This is a genomic window from Tepidanaerobacter sp. GT38 (genome assembly GCF_021991635.1).
Lineage (GTDB): Bacteria > Bacillota > Thermosediminibacteria > Thermosediminibacterales > Tepidanaerobacteraceae > DTU063.
On the sequence record NZ_JAFFJA010000084.1, the window covers coordinates 1 to 18,656 of the forward strand.

Here is an 18,656-nt window from a genome sequence, read left to right on the forward strand (position 1 = left end):
CGGGTGGTCATGATTTATATTTATTTCTCTTCTTTGCCGAGCAATGGGAACAGGAAGAAGAGTATCGGGATTAAAATGATCAGGATTATCAATACGAAAATCCAGAAAAGCCCTTGTGTCATGTAATTTTCCCCCTTTCATTTTATCCGTATGAAAGCTGAGCTTCTAGCATAAGCTTTACAACTAAAAGCTATGCCCAAGGGAGCTTTCTGATAACATAGTATGCATTATCTTTTTTCAGTGTTACTTTAGATGATTTATCCATCTTTAACCAACTGTGCAAACATATTTGCCAAGAGGTGCTGAAATTCTTGAGTCTGCAAAAGCGAAAGGAACATAGGCAGCCACATATCGGTCATAATAGGCATGCCCATTGGCCCAGCAACTTGTTCAACATTTCCTTCCAGTTTATCTTTTGTCTTATCAATAATATCCGCCAGGCTCCTCAGCGCTACTTTTGTTAAATCCATGCCGTCTACAACCTTTTCCAGCATTTTTTGCAATTTCCCTGAGATTATGGCATTATAAATGATTTTTTTAAAATCAGAGTTTGTCGAATCTTGTCTTGCGTTTGAATCAGTACGGTCCTCTTGGCTTTCGGAATCTGTTGGCTCTGATTCTGCTTTTTCAGGTTCATTTGGCATGCTTAGCAGAATCTCTTCCTGAGCCTTAACCTCTTCCAAATTATTTTCAAGTACCATTTAGGCCCTCCTCCGACCAACTTCTTTAACGCTAATTTATAATATGCACAATCACCAAATCTTGCCCCGCTGAATAATTTATCAATATCAACAGTAAAAAGAGGTGAAACAAAAGTGTTTTCGTATCTCCTTTATGTTTTGGCCCTTGGAGTTATTGGAACCGGATTAATACAGAAAAAAAAGCATCGGCCAAAATATAAAATTATAGGCTTCCGCGATGAAGTTTCTATAGAGGAAACCGAAGGGATTCTGTCAAATCACGGCATAAAAATAAAAAAACATTTGCCTTTAGCAAATGCCTGCCTCTGCTTGGTAGATGAAATATCGGCTGGCTTTAAAAGCCTGACTGCCAATGACAATATAGAATTCATCGAAGATGATTATATTGCAATGATTCAGGTAATTCCTCAAACCGCAGATTCCCTTAAAATTAAATCACAAACCATTCCTTGGGGTATAAGCAAAATAGAAGCACCAAAAGCATGGAAACACTGTCAGGGAGAGGGAATAAAGGTTGGGATTATTGACACGGGCATAGACCAGAGACATCCTGACTTAAAAGCAAATATCAAGGTAGCTCACAGTGTTGTTGAAGGCACCGGAGCTGATGATGACAACGGTCATGGTACCCATGTGGCAGGCACTATAGCAGCATTAGACAATGACATCGGTGTAGTGGGTGTAGCACCTAAGGCAGAGATTTACTCCGTCAAAGCCTTTGATAACAAGGGTAGAGGCAGGGTATCTGATATAATTGATGCGCTAAATTGGTGCATAGAAAATAAAGTTCATATTATCAATATGAGCTTTGGGTTTAGCGTGAACAGCCAAGCTTTAGAGAGGGCTATTCGGGAAGTCCATAAGCATAATATTATAATGGTGGCGGCTGCAGGAAATTCTGGCGGAAAGGATACGGTGCTTTATCCTGCAAAGTATCCTGAAGTTATTGCTGTAGCGGCATCAGATAATAAAGATAAGGCAGCTGATTTTTCAAGCAGCGGCCCTGAGGTGAATATAATAGCACCCGGCGTCGACATTTCTTCCACATATATAAACCAGGAGTATAGGCTCTTGAGCGGTACATCTATGGCATGTCCTCACGTAGTCGGTGCCTGCGCCCTTTTGATGTCAATTTCTGGAGCAGATGCCGATAATGTAAAAAATGCTGTATTAAGTACCGCAAGGGATATAGGCTTGCCTGAAGAAACCCAGGGAGCTGGCTTGGTTGATGTATCGGCTGCGGTATCTAACATAAAAAAAACTAAGGGAGGATTCTTTTATGAGTAACAAATTTGAAGAGTTAAGAAAAGAGATTAGAGATTCAATGAAAAGCCCCGGCGATATAAGCGAAGCATTTAAAAAATTCGGCATAAGTCCCGAAAACCCCGAAACTCTAAAGCAGGTAATTAGAGATGCAGGCCTTGACGCTGAAGAACTAAGTCCGGAAAAGGCTGCTGAAATGGTAAACAAGATGACCGAAAGTCTTCCACCTGAAATGAAAAAGTTTATGGCTGGCATGATTGAGAACATATCCAGTGCCATTACAGACATTCCCATGCCCGATGACGTAAGAAAACTGATGGAAAGCTGGAAACAAGGAGAGGAAACTGAAACAAAAGAGTAAATGATTAATAAAAAGAAGCCGCAATAATTTACGGCTTCTTTAATGTTATCATTTGCTGGTCTTCTAGCCACAAAACTTCATATCCCATAGCCTTTGCCAAAGGATTTATGGGGACCATAGGCTGTCCTTTTATCATGTATACTGGAACACAAAAATTATTCCTAACATTACCTGATGGTTTTATTGCCACCTGATACAATACTGGATCCCATATCAAATCCCATTTTAATTGTTCAGTGAAAAAACTCAAAGGAGCTAGGCAAACTCCCTTTACCACTGCTATGGGTGCTTGTAAAACCATGGGCTTTCCCTTGACAAATGCGATATCCGAGTTTACAGCAAGGAGAATAGAATCCTCGAACCCTTCCGGTAAAGGTAAACAGTCATCTTGTAACAAGGCTTTAAATTCATCTGTGCTTATATTAGTAGGAACTATAATTCGATTTAGCAGCATTGGAGGCGAGTCCTGATATACAAAGCCGTAACTTACCGTAAATCCTATATTGTAACCCTTTATTTTGGCAGACTCTATTGAAATATCGCTGTATCTGCCAAAAGGATATGCAATACTTTTTGGTATAGACAGACCTATCTGGTTAAAAAGCGAGTTTACCTTTTCAAAGTCATCAAGCAGCTGGTCGTAAGTCATAGTGAGCAGAAGAGGCTTGCCATCTACGAAATCATGAGCATCAAAGGTGTGGTTGCCGAATTCTACTAGACCACTTTCTGCCATTTCTCGTATTTGTTCATAGGAAAGCTTTGGTATAGCATTTGGGTCTTGAATGTGATCTTTTGATATTCTACTTCCTATAAGGAAAATCAGTGCTTTAAAATCATATTTTTTTAAAATCGGATAAGCATAAATATAATTTGATTCATAACCGTCGTCAAAAGTTATGACTACCGTATTTTCTGGTAGTTTCTTTTTATTGTACAAAAATTCTTCGATGTCCTTTAGAGAAGCGGTATAGTACCCATGTTCGTAGAGATATTTCATTTGTGCTTCAAACTCTGAAAGGGTAACCACAGTACCTTTACTTTCTGGTAAAGATTCAGGAACGATGTGATGATAGCACAGCACTTTAATTTTAGGCTGTTTGTCAGCTTTTGCTTCTGAGGCAAATATGTTCATGGGCAAAAATAAACTAATTGAGGAAAAAATCAATGTAAACAAGAGCAGCTTACAAATCAAAGATTTATGCCAAAAAGCAAACTGCATTGCATAACTCCTTTCTTTAAAGGCAAAGCTTAACAAATTTATAAAATTATAGTAACATATGGGCAATATAGTGTAAACTATACAAAACTACAAATTAATTACAAAAAAATACTTTTTTGATATAATCAAACTAAAGCTTACAACTATTTGTTTTTAAGCCTAAAGGGGGCTTAGTGGTGGAACACATAAACCTAAAGGTTTCCTTGATTCAGATGAATGTAGTTGCCGACGACTTTGAGGCAAATCTAAGCCGTGCTAAAGCCATGCTAAATGTGGCTTTAAAACAGCGAAAAAAACCTAACGTGATAGTTTTGCCGGAAATGTGGACATCAAATTTGTATAAAAAGATAAACCAAAAGTACAATTCACTATATGTATTAGATGAATTGAAAGAAATAGCCTCGAGAAACTCTGTCAACATAGTTGCAGGTTCAATGATAGAAAGCAGGGGAGATCAGGGCGTCTTTAATACTTCATACATAATAAACAGCCAAGGCGAGATAATTGGAAGCTACAATCAAGTCCATTGTGAGAGAGACAAAAGACCTGAAATAACTCCTGGAAGCAAAGCAGTTACCTTTGACATTGATGGAATTTCCTGTGGAATTATTTTAGGTTACGATTTGCGCTTTCCTGAATTTGTAAGGCAGCTAGCCCTTAAAGGTGCAAAAGTGCTTTTCGTGCCGGGAATGTGGTCCGGACCCTGGGAAGTCCACTGGAAGCTTTTAAACATAGTCAGGGCAATAGAGAATCAATTTTTCGTGGTAGCAGTTAATCGTGCCGGCACAACCGGAAATGTGGCATATCCAGGCATGTCAATGGTGGTTGACCCCTGGGGTGGGATTTTAATAGAAGGCGACAATACTCCGGATATCCTTACTACAGTAATAGACATAAGACAGGTCGATAAAGCCAGGGAGCAAAACCCGTTCTTCTTCGACCGTAGACCGGATTTATACGAAGACTGAAAGGAGATATGGAATGGAAAGCTTTAGACAAAGTATATTAGATGCACAAATGACGGTGCACTCATTAGTAATTTACCGCAACATATTAAAAGACCCTATAGTTAAAGCATTTACAAAAATCCTCAATCTGACTTTAGAAGAAGCACCTCCTCAAGTCCTTATATCCAACTACCATGAATTTTTAGCAATACTCATAACCCAAAGCGAAATCTCCATAGAACCCTCAGTTGGAAATATATGGCAAAATCATATAATGGACCTTATCCTTACAGATGAAAATCCCTTCAGCCTCCAGTGTGAAAAGACGGGCATTATCGGGGTGGGCCAAAATTTGGTTAACTTAACCCAAAGGGATTTGACATTGGTAAAAACGCTTTATGATTTTGATTTTTCAGCTTTCATATCATATATTAAGCAGACCTATGGAGCCTTTGTGGAACTTCCTATGATGTACACAATAGAAAGGGAAGTACCTTTTCCATATCCCGAAAGCTATTTCAAGGAAAAATATGATGTTAAGAAATTGCTGAGAGATTTGCCAGAGTGGCATCAAAATATCCATGTTTTGGCTGAGTTTTATAATAAAAAAGGATGCGGCAAATTTGCAAAATATTGGGCCTTTAAATGGGTAAGTACAGAAAGTGGCGGCAATCTTGTAGGTATTTCAAGACCCGATCCCATTACATTAAAAGACTTGATAGGATATGAAGAGCAAAAACAGCAGGTTTTAAGAAACACCAAGCAATTTGTCCAGGGTTTTGGTGCCAATAATATGTTGCTTTACGGTGACAGAGGCACCGGCAAATCATCTACCATTAAAGCACTGATTCACGAGTTCGGAGCAGAGGGCTTGAGAATGGTGGAAGTGACAAAAGACCAATTGATGAGTCTTCCTGACATAATTGCAAAACTTAGCAACCGGCCTTATCGTTTTATTATATTTGTAGACGATCTTTCCTTTGAAGAACATGAAACAGATTATAAATTTTTAAAAGCCGTCCTTGAAGGAAGTCTTGAGCCGGCGCCGGAAAATGTGCTCATATATGCTACCTCTAATCGCCGCCATCTCATACGAGAGTACCACGGCGACAGAGCTCATGATGAGGTAAGAGCACAAGATACCCTTCAGGAAAAACTATCTTTATCAGATCGCTTTGGGATTACCGTTATATATCCTTCACCTGACCAGGAGGAATACTTGAACATCGTCCAGGGCTTAGCAGAAAGCAAGGGCATAGACATAGAGCCGGAGCAACTCCGACAGATGGCACTAAAGTGGGAACTCTGGCACAACCGCCGCTCAGGGCGAACCGCCAAACAATTTATAGAAGATCTGCTAGGCCAAATTTCACAGGCGTCTACATCCTAGGATAAGCGAAAGATATTGCATCAAAGCTGATGAAAACTGGCCAATCTATATAAGTAGGATAAATAAGCTTAAATATAACATTAAGAAAATATTTAGACGGATAGTAAACTAAAGACAATTAACATTTGACATTTGGAGAAATACCTCCAAATGTTTTTTTATACTTTAATGGGGGGCGACAATTGGGGCAGCCCTGACTAAGCCGGCTGTAATTCAACAGGTTAAAGAGGGAGAATTTGTCTTTGTAGAAAAATATGTAACAAAATAGCTGATGGTGTGCTATTAAAGGCATAGGCAGGGAAAAGTATTTACTTTTCCCTGCTAAAAAATATGCCATGCACCAGGTAGAGAAAGGAGTCAAAACTATGTTTTTGCAGACATTGGTGTCGGCCTTTCGGTTTTTACCGGCTTTACCGGCCTGTTTTTTCTCGGCCATGCTGCCTTTATGGCAATAGGGGCATACACCGCGGCAATACTTACGTATTTTTATAATGTACCCTTTATCCTGGCTTTATTGGCAGGTATGATAATGTCAGGACTTAAATGCCCAAGGCACTACTATTCTCCTGGCTGAACAAAATGCTAAAAAAGCATTGGAGATTGCCCATAGTGCCTATGTCCTTGAAACAGGGCGTATGGTTCTTTCGGGCACTGGGAAAGAGCTGCTTAAAGTTTGTATTTTTTCCATTTGACATTAACGTTACGTAAAAGTATATACTTAAATCTACAGGAGGTGAGAAAATGGAATACACAGTACAAGAGCTTGCTAAGTTGGCAGGCGTCAGCACCAGGACACTGAGATATTATGATGAAATAGATATTCTAAAACCTGCCCGAATTAACTCATCGGGATATCGCATATACGGACAGAAAGAAGTAGATAAGCTTCAGCAAATAATGTTCTACAGGGAGCTAGGTGTGAGCTTAGGTCAGATAAAAGAAATAATTTGCGATCCAAATTTTGACGTTATTCAAGCACTTAAGAGACACCGAAAAGAGCTTTTGGAAAAAAGGCAGCAAATAGATTTGTTGATATCCAATGTGGAAAAAACCATTGCGGAAAAGGAAGGGAAGATCGTTATGACTGATAAAGAAAAATTTGAAGGATTTAAGAAAAAGCTTGTGGAAGAAAATGAAAAAAAGTATGGTAAAGAGGTTCGCGAGAAATATGGGGAGGATGCTCTAGAAAAGGCAAATCAAAAGGTTTTAAGCATGTCTCAGGAGCAATATGAAGAATTAGAGAGGCTCACAAAGGAAGTTCTTAATACCTTAGATGCAGCGTTTAAGACCGGAGATCCAGCTGGAGAACTGGCTCAAAAAGCTGCAGATCTCCATCGGCAGTGGCTGAGTTTTTATTGGGATGATTATAGCAAAGAAGCCCATGCAGGATTAGCCCAGATGTATGTGGATGATCCAAGGTTTAGAGCCTATTATGATAGAAAGCAACCTGGAACAGCTGAATTTTTCAGAGATGCAATATTAATTTATACAGGAAAAAATCATAGAGCATGACCTCCTACCATTTCAAAAACGGTGAAGTTTTTCCGTAGGGAGTAGGTTTATGATTATCAGCGCAAGCAGAAGGACGGACATACCGGCGTTTTATTCTGACTGGTTTTTTAATAGAATAAGAGAGGGATTTGTTCTGGTAAGAAACCCCATGAACTTTCACCAGGTGAGCAAAATTGACTTGTCACCGGAAGTTGTGGACTGTATCGTCTTTTGGTCAAAAAATCCCCGACCTATGCTAAGCAGGCTTTCAGAGTTAGATAAATATATTTTTTACTTCCAGTTTACTTTGACTCCTTACGATAAAACTATTGAAGCCAACGTTCCTGAAAAGCAATATTTAATAAAAACTTTTCGGGAATTATCGGCCCAGATAGGAAGCGATAAAGTGATATGGAGGTATGATCCCATCCTTTTAACCGATAAATATAATGTAAAATACCATGTAAAGTGGTTTGAATACTTAGCGGCAAAGCTCAGCGGATATACAAAAAGATGTGTAATAAGTTTTATAGATATGTATAGGAAGACAGAGAGAAATTTAAAGGGCATCCATCTGATACCGATGAACGAAGAAGTAATAAATAAAATTGCCTATTATTTATCACTAATCGCAAAAAAATACGATTTGGAGCTTGTGACCTGCTGTGAGGACATAGATTTGACCGAATATGGCATAAAGCCTGGAAAGTGCATTGACGATGAATTGATATCTAAAATTATAGGTAAAAGACTTAATATAAAAAAGGATCCCAACCAAAGGTTAAGCTGCGGATGTGCACAGAGCATCGACGTAGGTGCCTATAATACATGCCAGCATAAATGTTTATATTGCTATGCTAATTTCAATACGAGTCTCGTCGACAAAAACGCCCGACTCCATAGCACGACTTCACCGCTTTTGTATGGTTGCTTGGGAGAAGAGGACAAGGTTACCGTAAAAAGGGTATCTTCCAATATTAACAATCAATTGGGGTTATTTAATTAGAATTAGCAAAAGGGGGACAATTGCTTGTTCCCCTCATTTTTATTTGTGATAATGCTTAAGGTTGCATGATTGTGATACAATGTAAATGGATGGGTGCAGGATTTTTTCGTCATTTTTTAGTCTTCTAAGGAGGATTGTATGGAATACAAAATAATGCTGGTAGAAGATGACGCTTCTATAGCAAAGCTTCTCAGCTCCCATATTGAGAAGTATGGATATAAACCCATAATTGTAAATGATTTTGATAGAATTTTGGATATATTTATTGAGGAAAATCCTCACCTTGTCTTGCTTGATATCAATCTGCCCAGGTACGATGGCTTTTATTGGTGTAGAAAGATAAGGCAGATATCTAAGATTCCCATCATCATGATTTCTGCTCGTGACAGCGAAATGGATCAGGTGATGGGAATTGAAAGCGGTGCGGACGATTATATAACAAAGCCTTTCTATTACGATGTAGTTATTGCAAAAATTAAAAGTCAGTTGAGGCGCTGCTATGGTGACTTTGCTCCTGGCGTATCTGAAGAAAGAAGAATAGAGCTTGAAGGTCTCACCTTGTACCCTGAAAGGCCCGAACTGCATTTTAACAACAATTCTACTGTACTGACAAAGAAGGAAGCTGTGCTTGCTGAAACATTAATGCGCATGTCGCCAAGAGCTGTAAGCAGAGATGTGATTATGGAAAAACTATGGGACGATCAGGCCTTTATCGATGAAAATACCCTAAATGTGAATGTGGCTAGACTCAGAAAAAAACTTCAAGAGGTTGGTATTGACGATGCACTTGAAACGGTAAGAGGATATGGATACAGATTAAATGTAACCTGGAGGAAATAGTGATGAAAATCTTCCTGCATGACCATATTTCATTTGTATTATTGTATCTTTTTAATATGCTATTTCTATTTATTTTTTATCGAAATCTGGGTGGATTTGAGACATTAGAAAATGTATATTACTTTATATTTTTAAGTAGCTTCCTTTTGGGAGTATTTTTGTTGTACCGCTATTTTTCCAACAAAAGATTATATGATATGTTGACCAAGATGCCTTCTAAATTTGAAGATACCCTATCATCAGCAGGGACAACGCCCATTTCGGTAGGTGTAAATAAGCTGCTTAGGGCACAATATAACCTATACCAGGAACAAATTCAGATGTACAAACGGAAACAAGCTGAACACTTGACTTTTATTAATCAATGGGTTCACCAGATGAAGACACCTATATCGGTAATTCACCTAATACTACAGGAAAACGAAGGCGAACCTTATGTAGAAAATATCCGGCAAGAGTTAGAACGCATCAGCAGAGGGTTGAACATGGCTCTGAATATGGCAAGGTTGACAAATTTTGAACATGATTTCACTGTTGAAACTGTCTTATTGCATTCTATTGCAATTGAAGTTGTAAATGAGCAAAAAAGGTATTTTATTCGTAAAAAGGTTTATCCGGAAGTTAGGATTGACCCGAATATGACGGTTAAGTCAGACAAGAAATGGCTCAAGTTCATAGTAGAACAGCTTCTGGTGAATGCTATTAAGTACACTGAAGGTGAAAACAAAAAAGTCATTGTATCGGCTTATGATAGCGAAAAAGGCAAGGTTTTGGAGGTAAAGGACCGGGGCGTCGGAATTCCCAAACAAGATATCCGGCGGGTCTTTGAACCGTTTTATACAGGTGAAAACGGCCGAAAGTTCGGGGAATCTACAGGTATGGGATTGTACCTTGTCAGTGAAGTGTGCAAAAAATTGGGACATCAAATAGAAATAGAATCAAAACCGGGAGAAGGGACTTGTGTTAGAATTATCTTTACCGGTTAAATATTACATTATTGTAAGGTTGGTGTAATAATAGTCAATAGCACGCAGTGCACGGATACCTTAAAATAAAGCTAAAAAAGGCGAAAGGGTGTATTGTAAGTTGGAGATTTTAAAGCTAAAACACATTTTCAAAATATATGGAGAAAAGGTACAGCACTGTGCACTGAAAGATATCAACCTGAGTATCGAAAAAGGCGAATTTGTTGGAATTATGGGGCCTTCCGGAAGTGGAAAGACAACCCTCCTAAATGTCATTTCTACCATAGACCCCCCTTCATCCGGAGAAGTATTGATAAACGGTGAAAACCCTTATAAACTGGATAATTCAAAGCTGGCATTTTTCAGGCGAAAGAAGCTTGGATTTGTGTTTCAGGATTTCAATTTAATTGATACATTAACCATCGGTGAAAATATTGTACTACCTTTGACACTGGATGGAGCAAAAGTTTCTACCATAGATAAAAAATTAAAGGAAGTAGCTTCAAGGCTTAATATAGAAAGTATTCTCGAAAAAAGGACCTATGAAGTATCGGGTGGACAGGCCCAGCGGGCTGCCATAGCTCGAGCAATTATTCACTCACCTTTACTCCTGCTGGCAGATGAGCCCACGGGAAATCTTGATTCTAAAGCTGCCAAAGACGTGATGGAGCTATTTGAAAGCATCAACAGGGAAGTAGGAGTAACCACTGTAATGGTAACCCATGATCCTATGTCAGCTAGTTACTGCCATCGGGTGATATTTATAAAGGATGGCCAGTTCTTTAATGAGATTCATCGTGGTGAAAGCCGCCGGAAGTTTTACCAGCAAATCATCGACGTGCTTTCGCTGCTCGGGGGTGAAGCAAGTGACTTTTCTACAGTTCGCCTTTAATAATGTTAAACGGAATACAAGGGTGTATCTGGCCTATTTTTTGAGCAGTGTCTTTACTATTATGGTCTTTTTCTCTTTTGCGGTCAATTTGTTTCATCCTGTTATAGCAAGCAAAAAAGGCGGGGCAGTTGAACTGATAATTGGACAAACTGAGGTGGCTATACTCGTATTTTCATTTTTATTCGTTTTGATTTCGGTGAGTGCGTTTTTGAAAGTTAGGAGTAAGGAATTTGGAATTCTGATGATACTCGGAATGACCAAAAAACAACTGAGTTGGCTGGTTTTCATAGAAAATATGATAATAGGTTGTTTGGCTATTATTGTAGGTATTGTCCTAGGATTGGTATTTTCCAAGCTTTTTTTGATGCTTCTAGGCAATATTCTGTCATATGAATCTCTGTCGTTTTATTTCCCATATAAAGCCATATTGCTGACTACTGGGTTCTTTACATTAATCTTTTTAGGAATTTCAGCACTAACTCCATTTATAATACGCACAAATAGTATAAAAAATCTTTTACATGGAGCAAAAAGAGCTAACAGGGAGATAAGATTTTCCATATTCCAATCCATTGCAGCCGTTCTGTTATTGGGTTTGGGTTATTTTATGGCCTTATCTCCGCAATTGTATGATATAAATCCATTGCTGGACAAGATTATATTATTCATTGAAAATGCCCAGTATACCGAAGTGATTTTAACAACTTCTGTAGTTGTTGGAACCTATTTGTTTTTTTCTCAGTTGAGTATTTTTGTACTATCCCGGTTGAAGAGGAATAGAAGTTTTTATATGAATAAAACAAATATGCTGTGGATTTCCGACCTCATCTATCGGATTAGAGATAACGCGCGTATGCTTTTTTTAGTTACTATTCTCTCTGCGGTTGCCTTTACTGCCATAACAGGAGTGTATGCACTAAGTTCAGTGGTTAAAGATGAGTCACTAAAGGACAACCCATTTGCGCTTACTTACACATCATCTAGCAGTAATGACAATGAGCAGCAGCATATAAACACAATTGATGAAATGCTGGAGAGCTACGGGTTTAAGTACGAAAAGTACAAGAGCGAAATTATAAAGCAGGTTTCAAAGGACAATCAGGTAATCCATATTATTAAGCAGTCTGATTATAACAACCGTGCGTCTGCATTAGGCTTGGAGCAGGTGGCGTTGGATAAAGAGCAGGCATTATTAGTCCCCGTATATGTAAGATTTGATCCAAAAAGAGACAAGACATTGAGCCAGAAGAACATCGCTCTTGATAATGGAGAAATAAATCTTGAAGTAGCTGGAATAGCTCCCAAAGTTATATTTTACTCAGGTTTGTTTCCAAATCTAGTGGTTGTTAACGATGAAACCTACGATAAAATAACAAATATACAGGAGAAATACCATTCATATTCCTATGACATTCCCGATTGGCTAAATACCCTTGAAGTCACTGAAAAACTAAGAGCAAAACTTGGGGTAGGTGAACATGGCAAATACTTCTGGTCAACAAGGATAGAAGGATATAATTTGGAAAATCAAAACAAGAAATTGTTTTTATATGTAGGATTCTTCTTGGGTGCCATATTCTTTTTGGGGGCTAGCAGTTTCCTGTATTTTAGGCTATATACGGATTTGAATCAGGAAAAGAGTAAATATATAGGTATGTCAAAACTGGGATTAAGTTTTGAGGAAATGAAAAAGGTGGCCAGTATTCAAATCGCAGTTTTGTTTTTCGTGCCTTATATTCTTGCAAGCATTCACACATATTTTGCAATAAGCGTGCTGCAAACAGTATTGTATTCGTCAGTTTTAAATCAATTTTTGGTAGTAATAGGAGTATTTTTGGTTTTGAATATTATTTATTATGTATCCGTCTGTTCACGGTATGTAAATTATTTGAAAAGATTTATTGTACAATAATTAATTGCCTGGCGTGTGCGATTATCATCAGTTGGGTTGCCTGTTATTGTGTATTTTTTGCTTTGAAGAGCGAAAGTTCCAATAACGAGCAACTCTTGTTTTTATTTGAGACGCTTCTGTTCAAGGCTGTAGAGGAGTATTAAAATTCTGTTAAAATATGGTATAATCCAGATTATATAGCAGTTTATCAAACCTTTTGATAAGGCTTAAATGACCAATATTCAGCGATATATTTTTTAAAGGCTTTATCATTCAACTGTAAAACAAATTCTGTCCCAAGGCATATTAATAATTCAACATAAAAAAGACTGAAGGGATCAACGATGGAGTTTGGATGGATTAATCTGTTTGGAGCGGTTATTGTCATCACAATACTGATACCGAATATAATTTATGCTATAAGGAAAAGGAATTTTGCAATTAAGTGTAAAAACAAAGTAATGAATCTCATTGAGCAGATCGGAAGATATGGATGCATTATATTGATGTGGCTGCCCCTTTTTGTTTGGAAGTTTGAGTTTTCGAATACTAAGATGCTTTTAATTTATCTTTTGGGAAACGGATTTCTTCTGCTTTCATATATCCTCTTCTGGATATTATACTTTAAAAGAGAAAGCATCAAAAAGAGCTGTAGCTCTCGCCATTATACCAACATGTATTTTTTTCCTGAGCGGTGCTATTACATCACTGGGCATTAATCGCATTTGCGGTTTTATTTGGAATAGGACACACATATGTAACCGTGGTGAACAATCTATAGATGTAACAGCATTTTTGCACTAGGGTGCTCTAAAAAAGTTAGATTTTAGAGGCCATAAACATAATCGTCAGCGCTGAAGAAATTTTTTCAGGCCATACCGATAAATATAGAAATTCCATATAAAAATAATTTATGTATCAGGAGGCCTATTCATGAATTTTACCGTTGCTAAGATCGGAGCGGTAATAACTGCTCTTTCGGTTATAGGATTTGCCATATGTATGCTCATAGAATTTGATTTTGGAAGTTACTTAGTATCCATGTTTATCGCATTTGGCTTTGTGATGATGATAGCTGGATTTCATGCTGAAAGCGATAATGAACATAAAGTTGCAGCAAATACTGCTTTGGTATTATCAGGTGTTTACACTGTTTTGATTCTGTTGGTATATTTTGCACAGACAACGGCAGTCAGACTAGATTCATTAGGGGAGGAAGCATTAAGAATTATTGATTATAAGCGACTTGGATTATTCTTCAGCTACGATCTATTGGGGTATGGAGTTATGTCCTTAGCAACTTTTTTCATTGGTCTTTCGATTAACGCTAGATCCAGGTTGGATAAGTGGCTAAAATGGCTGTTAATGTTTCATGGAGTCTTTTTTATCGGTTGTTTTCTTGCGCCGATGCTTGGGATGTTTAGTTCAAAAATGGATGGTGCTGATTGGATCGGAATGTTGATTCTAGAAGTGTGGTGTATTTACTTCCTGCCAATATGCATACTGTCATACCTTCATTTTGCAAATACGAGTAATAAGTGAGAATCCGGTTTGATCATTATAGATTGCCGCCAATCGCGAAAGAAAACCCTCTTAATTGGCGGCATTTTGTTCTTGTGAGTATAAAATATATTTGACAGACACAGATATTTGTGTAATAATAATTAGTGTCAAACAAAGATATGAGTTTTTCTAAACTCTTGATTGAAAGGAGATTGCCGTGGAACCCAAATTATCGTCAGACCTCTTGCGAGGGCATACGGATACCATAGTCTTAGCCATGTTAATGAATGGTGATCGTTATGGATTGGAAATATACAATCGAATTTTAGAGCGCACAGGTGGGCAGTACGAGTTGAAGGTGGACACCTTGTACTCCAGTTATAAGCGGCTGGAAAAGGGCGGGTATATCACATCGTATTGGGGAGACGAAACGCAGGGCGCACGTCGCAAATACTATCGCATTACAGATAAAGGGCGCGAACTGTATCGCCAAAACATGTTAAATTGGGAGTTTACCTTAAAGATCTTAAACAATTTGTTAAAGGAGGAAAAGTAATGGATACTAGAAAGTATATCGACTCTCTGTTTTCAGATTATGAGGAGACCTCGGCACTTATAGACTTCAAGGAAGAACTTAGAAGCTTTCTGGACGAGAGAATAAAGGCCCTTGTAAAGAGTGGCATGGATGAAAATGAGGCCTTTAAAAAGGCAACCAATGAGCTTGGTGATATGTCAGCAGTAGCAGATGAAATTAGCCGCAAGAAAAAACAGGAAATACTGGCTGAAATGTATATGAAAACCAGAAATTATATGTCCACATGGAGAATCGCTCTTTATATCCTATGTGGTACTGTTTTCGGCTTTGGTATAATTGTGGCAGCTTTGTCGGGATTTTTTACTGGCGACATTAATGCGTCTTTGGGTTCGCTGCTTGTTTTCGGAGTTATTCCGGTACTCGGCTTTTTGTTTCTCTGGCTAACACAGGAAACTGCGACGCATGAACCGATGGATTGGAAGCGGGCGCTTATGTATGTGATTGCAGCAGGTGTTTTCCTGTTTGGTGTTATTGTGTTCATAATAACATATTTCGAAGACAGTGCTGGACTGCCATACGCGATTGCTACACTTATCCCGTTTATCCTACCCAGCTCGGCATTTGGCGCGTTTCTTATACTTACCGAAAAGGACAGGAGCAAACCATGGGTGAAAAAACAGCGTGAAGAATATATTAAGCGCTCACGGGAACGCTTCGGCGATCCGGCCCAGGAGGAACGGTTCGGACTGTTTTCAGGCGCACTTTGGATTGCAGCTATAGCAGCGTTTATACTGCTGACAATGCTTTTCGGTCTTAAATTCTCATGGTTGGCGATTGCTGCGGCACTCATCGGACAGATGCTTATCCTGGCAACGTTCACAAAGACCAAATAAGTTATTTTTATAAGCAAATTGATAATCACGATGCAGCTTTTCATTTGAAAGCAAAAGCGGAAAGAGGCACCGTCAAAGTTACCGGAACTGAGGAAAAAATCCACGTGAGCGGAGAAACTGTTTCAAAAGCAATAGGCATGTCGCCCAAACATACAATTAAAGCCAGTGTGGGAAGCGGCACGATTAACTTTTCATTAAAATAACGAACGCACTAAGAGTGTCATCTAACCCTACAGGCCTACAAGTTTATGAAGTGCTTTGTTCTTTTCACGATGAACTGCAAACGGAGCTGATGAGTGAGCTTGAAGCTTTAGGCGAGCTAGTATCGGCTGATCAGTTAACTGAACTGTTGCTTGGGGTATATAAAAAGATTGAAGGGTCATTTTTGTATAAGCTTATTACCAGTGCAGTGTTAATGTGAATGGAATCGAGGTTAAAAATCATGTACATCACAGATTCCTATCACGCCACCACTACCAACTACGCCAGATAGCTATTTCTGTAAATCTGGGAAGATTTACCTACTGCATAGGCTGTAACTAAATAAGCATGACCAAATAAGTTGACATAACGTGTACATAAATTTATTATTTTATCATAATATCATTTACTTAATTGAGCCCAGTTTAAACCATTACTTTGGTTAGCAGTGACTTGGGATTTTACGGAAATAACTTGCATTATGTTAATAATTACCAACAAGTACTTCTCTTAATATAATATTGTTATATAAAAAGAGGAGGTTGAATAAATGATAACTACTGTTGAAGAGGTTTTAGAATTTATTAAGGAGAATGATGTAAAATTTATACGTCTATCTTTTTGTGATTTGTTTGGTGAACTAAGGAATATTTCGATTATGCCAGATGAATTGCCCCGTGCATTTGAATATGGTATTCCATTTGATGGACATGCGGTGAGTGGATTTACTGATATAACACAATCGGATTTATTATTAGTTCCAGATCCCACAACGTTATCTGTTTTGCCTTGGCGTCCTCAACAAGGCAGGGTAGTTCGTTTTTTATGCAGCATAAAAAATCCCGATGGCAGTATTTTCTGGGGAGATACAAGGCAGATTCTTATATCTGTTGTGAACCAAACCAGACAAAAAGGGTATTCGTGTATGATTGGGCCTGAGTGTGAGTTTTATCTTTTTACAACCGATGAAAATGGTGAACCTACTACCATTCCTTTTGATAATGGCGGATATTTGAATGTTTATCCTCTTGATAAAGGTGAAAATATAAGACGTGAGATTTGTTTATGTCTGGAGGAAATGGGAATCAAACCTGAAACTTCCCATCACGAACGGGGACCTGGACAAAATGAGATAGATTTTAAATTTTCTGATCCTGTTAATAGTGCAGATAACCTTATTACCTTTAAACAGGTTGTAAAAAGTATTGCTGCAAGAAATGGGCTGTTTGCTTCTTTTTCTCCCAAGCCGTTACCCGACAAAAGCGGGAGCGGGCTTCATATAAATATTTCGCTTATGCAGAACGGAAATAACGTGTTCAGGTTGGGCGAAAAGGGACACTCAAAAGTAGCTGAGTCCTTTGTTGCAGGTGTGCTTGAAAAAATATTGGAAATAACAGCGTTTTTAAACCCCATTCCAAATTCGTACGAACGTTTTGGCGTTTGTGAAGCACCAAAGTATGTTTCATGGTCACATAGTAATCGCTCACAGCTTATACGCATTCCCGCTGCCAATGATGAGAGAATGCGCATGGAACTTAGATCCCCCGATCCTGCAACAAATCCATATCTTGCTTTTGCACTTGTAATTGCTGCAGGATTTTATGGGATAGAGAATAACTTGACACTACCTGAAAGTATAAATGAGGATCTTTATACAGCTGACGAAAGTATAATTGGTTCACTGCCACGCCTTCCTGAAAATCTGGGATACGCCTTAAAACTTGCCGAAAGATCTGACTTTCTCAAAAGTATATTAAATGAACATGTTCTTGAACGATTTATCAGCTTAAAAACCATTGAATTACAAAACTTTAATCGTGCTACTGATAAGAAAAAATATTTTATGGAATATTATTTTAAAGTGATTTAACAAATAACCCCGTTGATATTTTGAGTTGAGTAAAAGGTGAGACTCATGGAAAGTGCACTTATTATATCATATTCGAAAAAAGTTGCTGAAAGTTTAACTGAGATGTTGGCACAGGCTTCAGTTATAGATATAACTACCATATCCAACGGTGGGGAAGCAAGGAGGATGTTGATAGAAAAAGACTTTGATTTGTATATAGTAAATACACCCTTGCCCGACGAGTTTGGTGAAAGTCTTGCGTTGAACATTGCTTCAAAAGGAATCAATGTGGTGATTTTAATAGTAAAAGCTGAATTGTTTGATGAAGTTTCAAAAAGAGTTGAAGATTATGGTGTTATTACAATAGCAAAACCCATAAGCAAATCTTTATTTTGGAATGCTTTAAAACTGGCCATTGCTACACACAAAAAAATTAAAGCATTACATAAAGAAAATATGAAACTCCTTCAAAAGATAGAAGATATTCGGATTATCGATAGAGCCAAGTGTGTTTTAATTTCACTTTTTTCGTTAACTGAGCCCGAAGCACACAGATTTATTGAAAAAAGAGCAATGGATATGAGGATAACGCGAAGAATGGTGGCAGAGGAAATATTAAGAATGTATAGTAGTTGAGCTTTAAGAAAATTTATCCGAAATTGGAAAAAGGCATAGTGTAAAATAATTGTAGGACATTTTCAGGATAAAA

20 protein-coding genes are annotated in these 18,656 nt (G+C 38.1%); 18 read left to right on the forward strand and 2 right to left on the reverse strand.

The genetic code is table 11. The features are described 5' to 3' along the window. Positions 1 to 257 precede the first annotated feature (257 nt). Positions 258 to 701: a hypothetical protein gene (locus tag JT739_RS10525; protein WP_237661078.1), complete on the reverse strand. Its 444-nt coding sequence runs from the start codon at positions 699 to 701 to the stop codon at positions 258 to 260. Between the two features lie 114 nt (positions 702 to 815). On the opposite strand from JT739_RS10525, the gene JT739_RS10530 reads away from it, so the two are divergent. Together JT739_RS10530 and JT739_RS10535 are read left to right on the forward strand one after the other, a co-directional pair. Next, the gene (locus JT739_RS10530) at positions 816 to 1,988 is read left to right on the forward strand and encodes a S8 family peptidase (RefSeq protein WP_237661079.1); all 1,173 of its coding nucleotides are present in this window, start codon (positions 816 to 818) and stop codon (positions 1,986 to 1,988) included. Continuing rightward, the gene (locus JT739_RS10535; protein ID WP_237661080.1) at positions 1,981 to 2,325 is read left to right on the forward strand and encodes a hypothetical protein; all 345 of its coding nucleotides are present in this window, start codon (positions 1,981 to 1,983) and stop codon (positions 2,323 to 2,325) included. Before JT739_RS10530 ends, JT739_RS10535 begins: the two co-directional genes overlap by 8 nt. A 28-nt stretch (positions 2,326 to 2,353) precedes the next feature. On the opposite strand, the gene JT739_RS10540 is transcribed toward JT739_RS10535, so the two are convergent. Continuing rightward, positions 2,354 to 3,544, reverse strand: coding sequence for a polysaccharide deacetylase family protein (locus JT739_RS10540; RefSeq protein ID WP_237661081.1), 1,191 nt, complete (start codon positions 3,542 to 3,544; stop codon positions 2,354 to 2,356). A gap of 176 nt (positions 3,545 to 3,720) precedes the next feature. On the opposite strand from JT739_RS10540, the gene JT739_RS10545 reads away from it, so the two are divergent. The 16 genes from JT739_RS10545 (at position 3,721) to JT739_RS10615 (ending at position 18,583) form a co-directional block, all read left to right on the forward strand. Next, complete coding sequence (locus JT739_RS10545) at positions 3,721 to 4,512, forward strand: nitrilase-related carbon-nitrogen hydrolase (RefSeq protein WP_237661082.1); 792 nt, start codon at positions 3,721 to 3,723, stop codon at positions 4,510 to 4,512. A gap of 13 nt (positions 4,513 to 4,525) precedes the next feature. After that, the gene (locus JT739_RS10550) at positions 4,526 to 5,881 is read left to right on the forward strand and encodes an ATP-binding protein (protein WP_237661083.1); all 1,356 of its coding nucleotides are present in this window, start codon (positions 4,526 to 4,528) and stop codon (positions 5,879 to 5,881) included. A 418-nt stretch (positions 5,882 to 6,299) separates the two neighbouring features. After that, the gene (locus JT739_RS12965) at positions 6,300 to 6,455 is read left to right on the forward strand and encodes a hypothetical protein (RefSeq protein WP_370642655.1); all 156 of its coding nucleotides are present in this window, start codon (positions 6,300 to 6,302) and stop codon (positions 6,453 to 6,455) included. Positions 6,456 to 6,622: 167 nt separating this feature from the next. Beyond that, the gene (locus tag JT739_RS10555) at positions 6,623 to 7,393 is read left to right on the forward strand and encodes a MerR family transcriptional regulator (protein ID WP_237661084.1); all 771 of its coding nucleotides are present in this window, start codon (positions 6,623 to 6,625) and stop codon (positions 7,391 to 7,393) included. 49 nt (positions 7,394 to 7,442) lie between these two features. Continuing rightward, positions 7,443 to 8,378 carry a DUF1848 domain-containing protein gene (locus tag JT739_RS10560; RefSeq protein ID WP_237661085.1) on the forward strand — a complete coding sequence of 312 codons (936 nt, stop codon included), beginning with the start codon at positions 7,443 to 7,445 and terminating at the stop codon, positions 8,376 to 8,378. 138 nt (positions 8,379 to 8,516) lie between these two features. Next, a complete protein-coding gene (locus JT739_RS10565) occupies positions 8,517 to 9,218 on the forward strand; it encodes a response regulator transcription factor (RefSeq protein ID WP_237661086.1) in 702 nt (233 codons plus the stop codon). 2 nt (positions 9,219 to 9,220) lie between these two features. After that, positions 9,221 to 10,204: a sensor histidine kinase gene (locus tag JT739_RS10570; protein WP_370642654.1), complete on the forward strand. Its 984-nt coding sequence runs from the start codon at positions 9,221 to 9,223 to the stop codon at positions 10,202 to 10,204. Between the two features lie 100 nt (positions 10,205 to 10,304). Further along, positions 10,305 to 11,075: an ABC transporter ATP-binding protein gene (locus JT739_RS10575; protein WP_255688712.1), complete on the forward strand. Its 771-nt coding sequence runs from the start codon at positions 10,305 to 10,307 to the stop codon at positions 11,073 to 11,075. Then, positions 11,050 to 12,987, forward strand: coding sequence for an ABC transporter permease (locus JT739_RS10580; RefSeq protein WP_237661088.1), 1,938 nt, complete (start codon positions 11,050 to 11,052; stop codon positions 12,985 to 12,987). Before JT739_RS10575 ends, JT739_RS10580 begins: the two co-directional genes overlap by 26 nt. Before the next feature lie 912 nt (positions 12,988 to 13,899). Next, positions 13,900 to 14,508: a hypothetical protein gene (locus tag JT739_RS10585; protein ID WP_237661089.1), complete on the forward strand. Its 609-nt coding sequence runs from the start codon at positions 13,900 to 13,902 to the stop codon at positions 14,506 to 14,508. 178 nt (positions 14,509 to 14,686) lie between these two features. Beyond that, on the forward strand, positions 14,687 to 15,025 hold the full coding sequence (locus tag JT739_RS10590; protein ID WP_237661090.1) for a PadR family transcriptional regulator: 339 nt from the start codon (positions 14,687 to 14,689) through the stop codon (positions 15,023 to 15,025). Then, positions 15,025 to 15,897 (forward strand): permease prefix domain 1-containing protein, encoded by an 873-nt coding sequence (locus JT739_RS10595; protein ID WP_237661091.1) that lies wholly within the window; start codon positions 15,025 to 15,027, stop codon positions 15,895 to 15,897. Before JT739_RS10590 ends, JT739_RS10595 begins: the two co-directional genes overlap by 1 nt. 44 nt (positions 15,898 to 15,941) lie before the next feature. Then, positions 15,942 to 16,100, forward strand: a complete 159-nt coding sequence (locus tag JT739_RS10600; RefSeq protein WP_237661092.1) for a hypothetical protein — start codon at positions 15,942 to 15,944, stop codon at positions 16,098 to 16,100. Between the two features lie 14 nt (positions 16,101 to 16,114). Further along, complete coding sequence (locus JT739_RS10605) at positions 16,115 to 16,318, forward strand: hypothetical protein (protein ID WP_237661093.1); 204 nt, start codon at positions 16,115 to 16,117, stop codon at positions 16,316 to 16,318. 330 nt (positions 16,319 to 16,648) lie between these two features. Then, positions 16,649 to 17,968: a glutamine synthetase family protein gene (locus JT739_RS10610; protein ID WP_237661094.1), complete on the forward strand. Its 1,320-nt coding sequence runs from the start codon at positions 16,649 to 16,651 to the stop codon at positions 17,966 to 17,968. Positions 17,969 to 18,013: 45 nt separating this feature from the next. Continuing rightward, positions 18,014 to 18,583: an ANTAR domain-containing response regulator gene (locus tag JT739_RS10615; protein ID WP_237661095.1), complete on the forward strand. Its 570-nt coding sequence runs from the start codon at positions 18,014 to 18,016 to the stop codon at positions 18,581 to 18,583. Positions 18,584 to 18,656 lie beyond the last annotated feature (73 nt).

What these genes read in the sequence shown, in the direction of transcription:
- JT739_RS10555 (WP_237661084.1), top strand. Translation starts at nt 6,623, where the DNA reads ATGGAATACACAGTACAAGAGCTTGCTAAGTTGGCAGGCGTCAGCACC.
- JT739_RS10535 (WP_237661080.1), top strand. Translation starts at nt 1,981, where the DNA reads ATGAGTAACAAATTTGAAGAGTTAAGAAAAGAGATTAGAGATTCAATG.
- JT739_RS10565 (WP_237661086.1), top strand. Translation starts at nt 8,517, where the DNA reads ATGGAATACAAAATAATGCTGGTAGAAGATGACGCTTCTATAGCAAAG.
- JT739_RS10610 (WP_237661094.1), top strand. Translation starts at nt 16,649, where the DNA reads ATGATAACTACTGTTGAAGAGGTTTTAGAATTTATTAAGGAGAATGAT.
- JT739_RS10560 (WP_237661085.1), top strand. Translation starts at nt 7,443, where the DNA reads ATGATTATCAGCGCAAGCAGAAGGACGGACATACCGGCGTTTTATTCT.
- JT739_RS10550 (WP_237661083.1), top strand. Translation starts at nt 4,526, where the DNA reads ATGGAAAGCTTTAGACAAAGTATATTAGATGCACAAATGACGGTGCAC.
- JT739_RS10585 (WP_237661089.1), top strand. Translation starts at nt 13,900, where the DNA reads ATGAATTTTACCGTTGCTAAGATCGGAGCGGTAATAACTGCTCTTTCG.
- JT739_RS10570 (WP_370642654.1), top strand. Translation starts at nt 9,221, where the DNA reads ATGAAAATCTTCCTGCATGACCATATTTCATTTGTATTATTGTATCTT.
- JT739_RS10525 (WP_237661078.1), bottom strand. Translation starts at nt 701, where the DNA reads ATGGTACTTGAAAATAATTTGGAAGAGGTTAAGGCTCAGGAAGAGATT.
- JT739_RS10540 (WP_237661081.1), bottom strand. Translation starts at nt 3,544, where the DNA reads ATGCAGTTTGCTTTTTGGCATAAATCTTTGATTTGTAAGCTGCTCTTG.
- JT739_RS10615 (WP_237661095.1), top strand. Translation starts at nt 18,014, where the DNA reads ATGGAAAGTGCACTTATTATATCATATTCGAAAAAAGTTGCTGAAAGT.
- JT739_RS10595 (WP_237661091.1), top strand. Translation starts at nt 15,025, where the DNA reads ATGGATACTAGAAAGTATATCGACTCTCTGTTTTCAGATTATGAGGAG.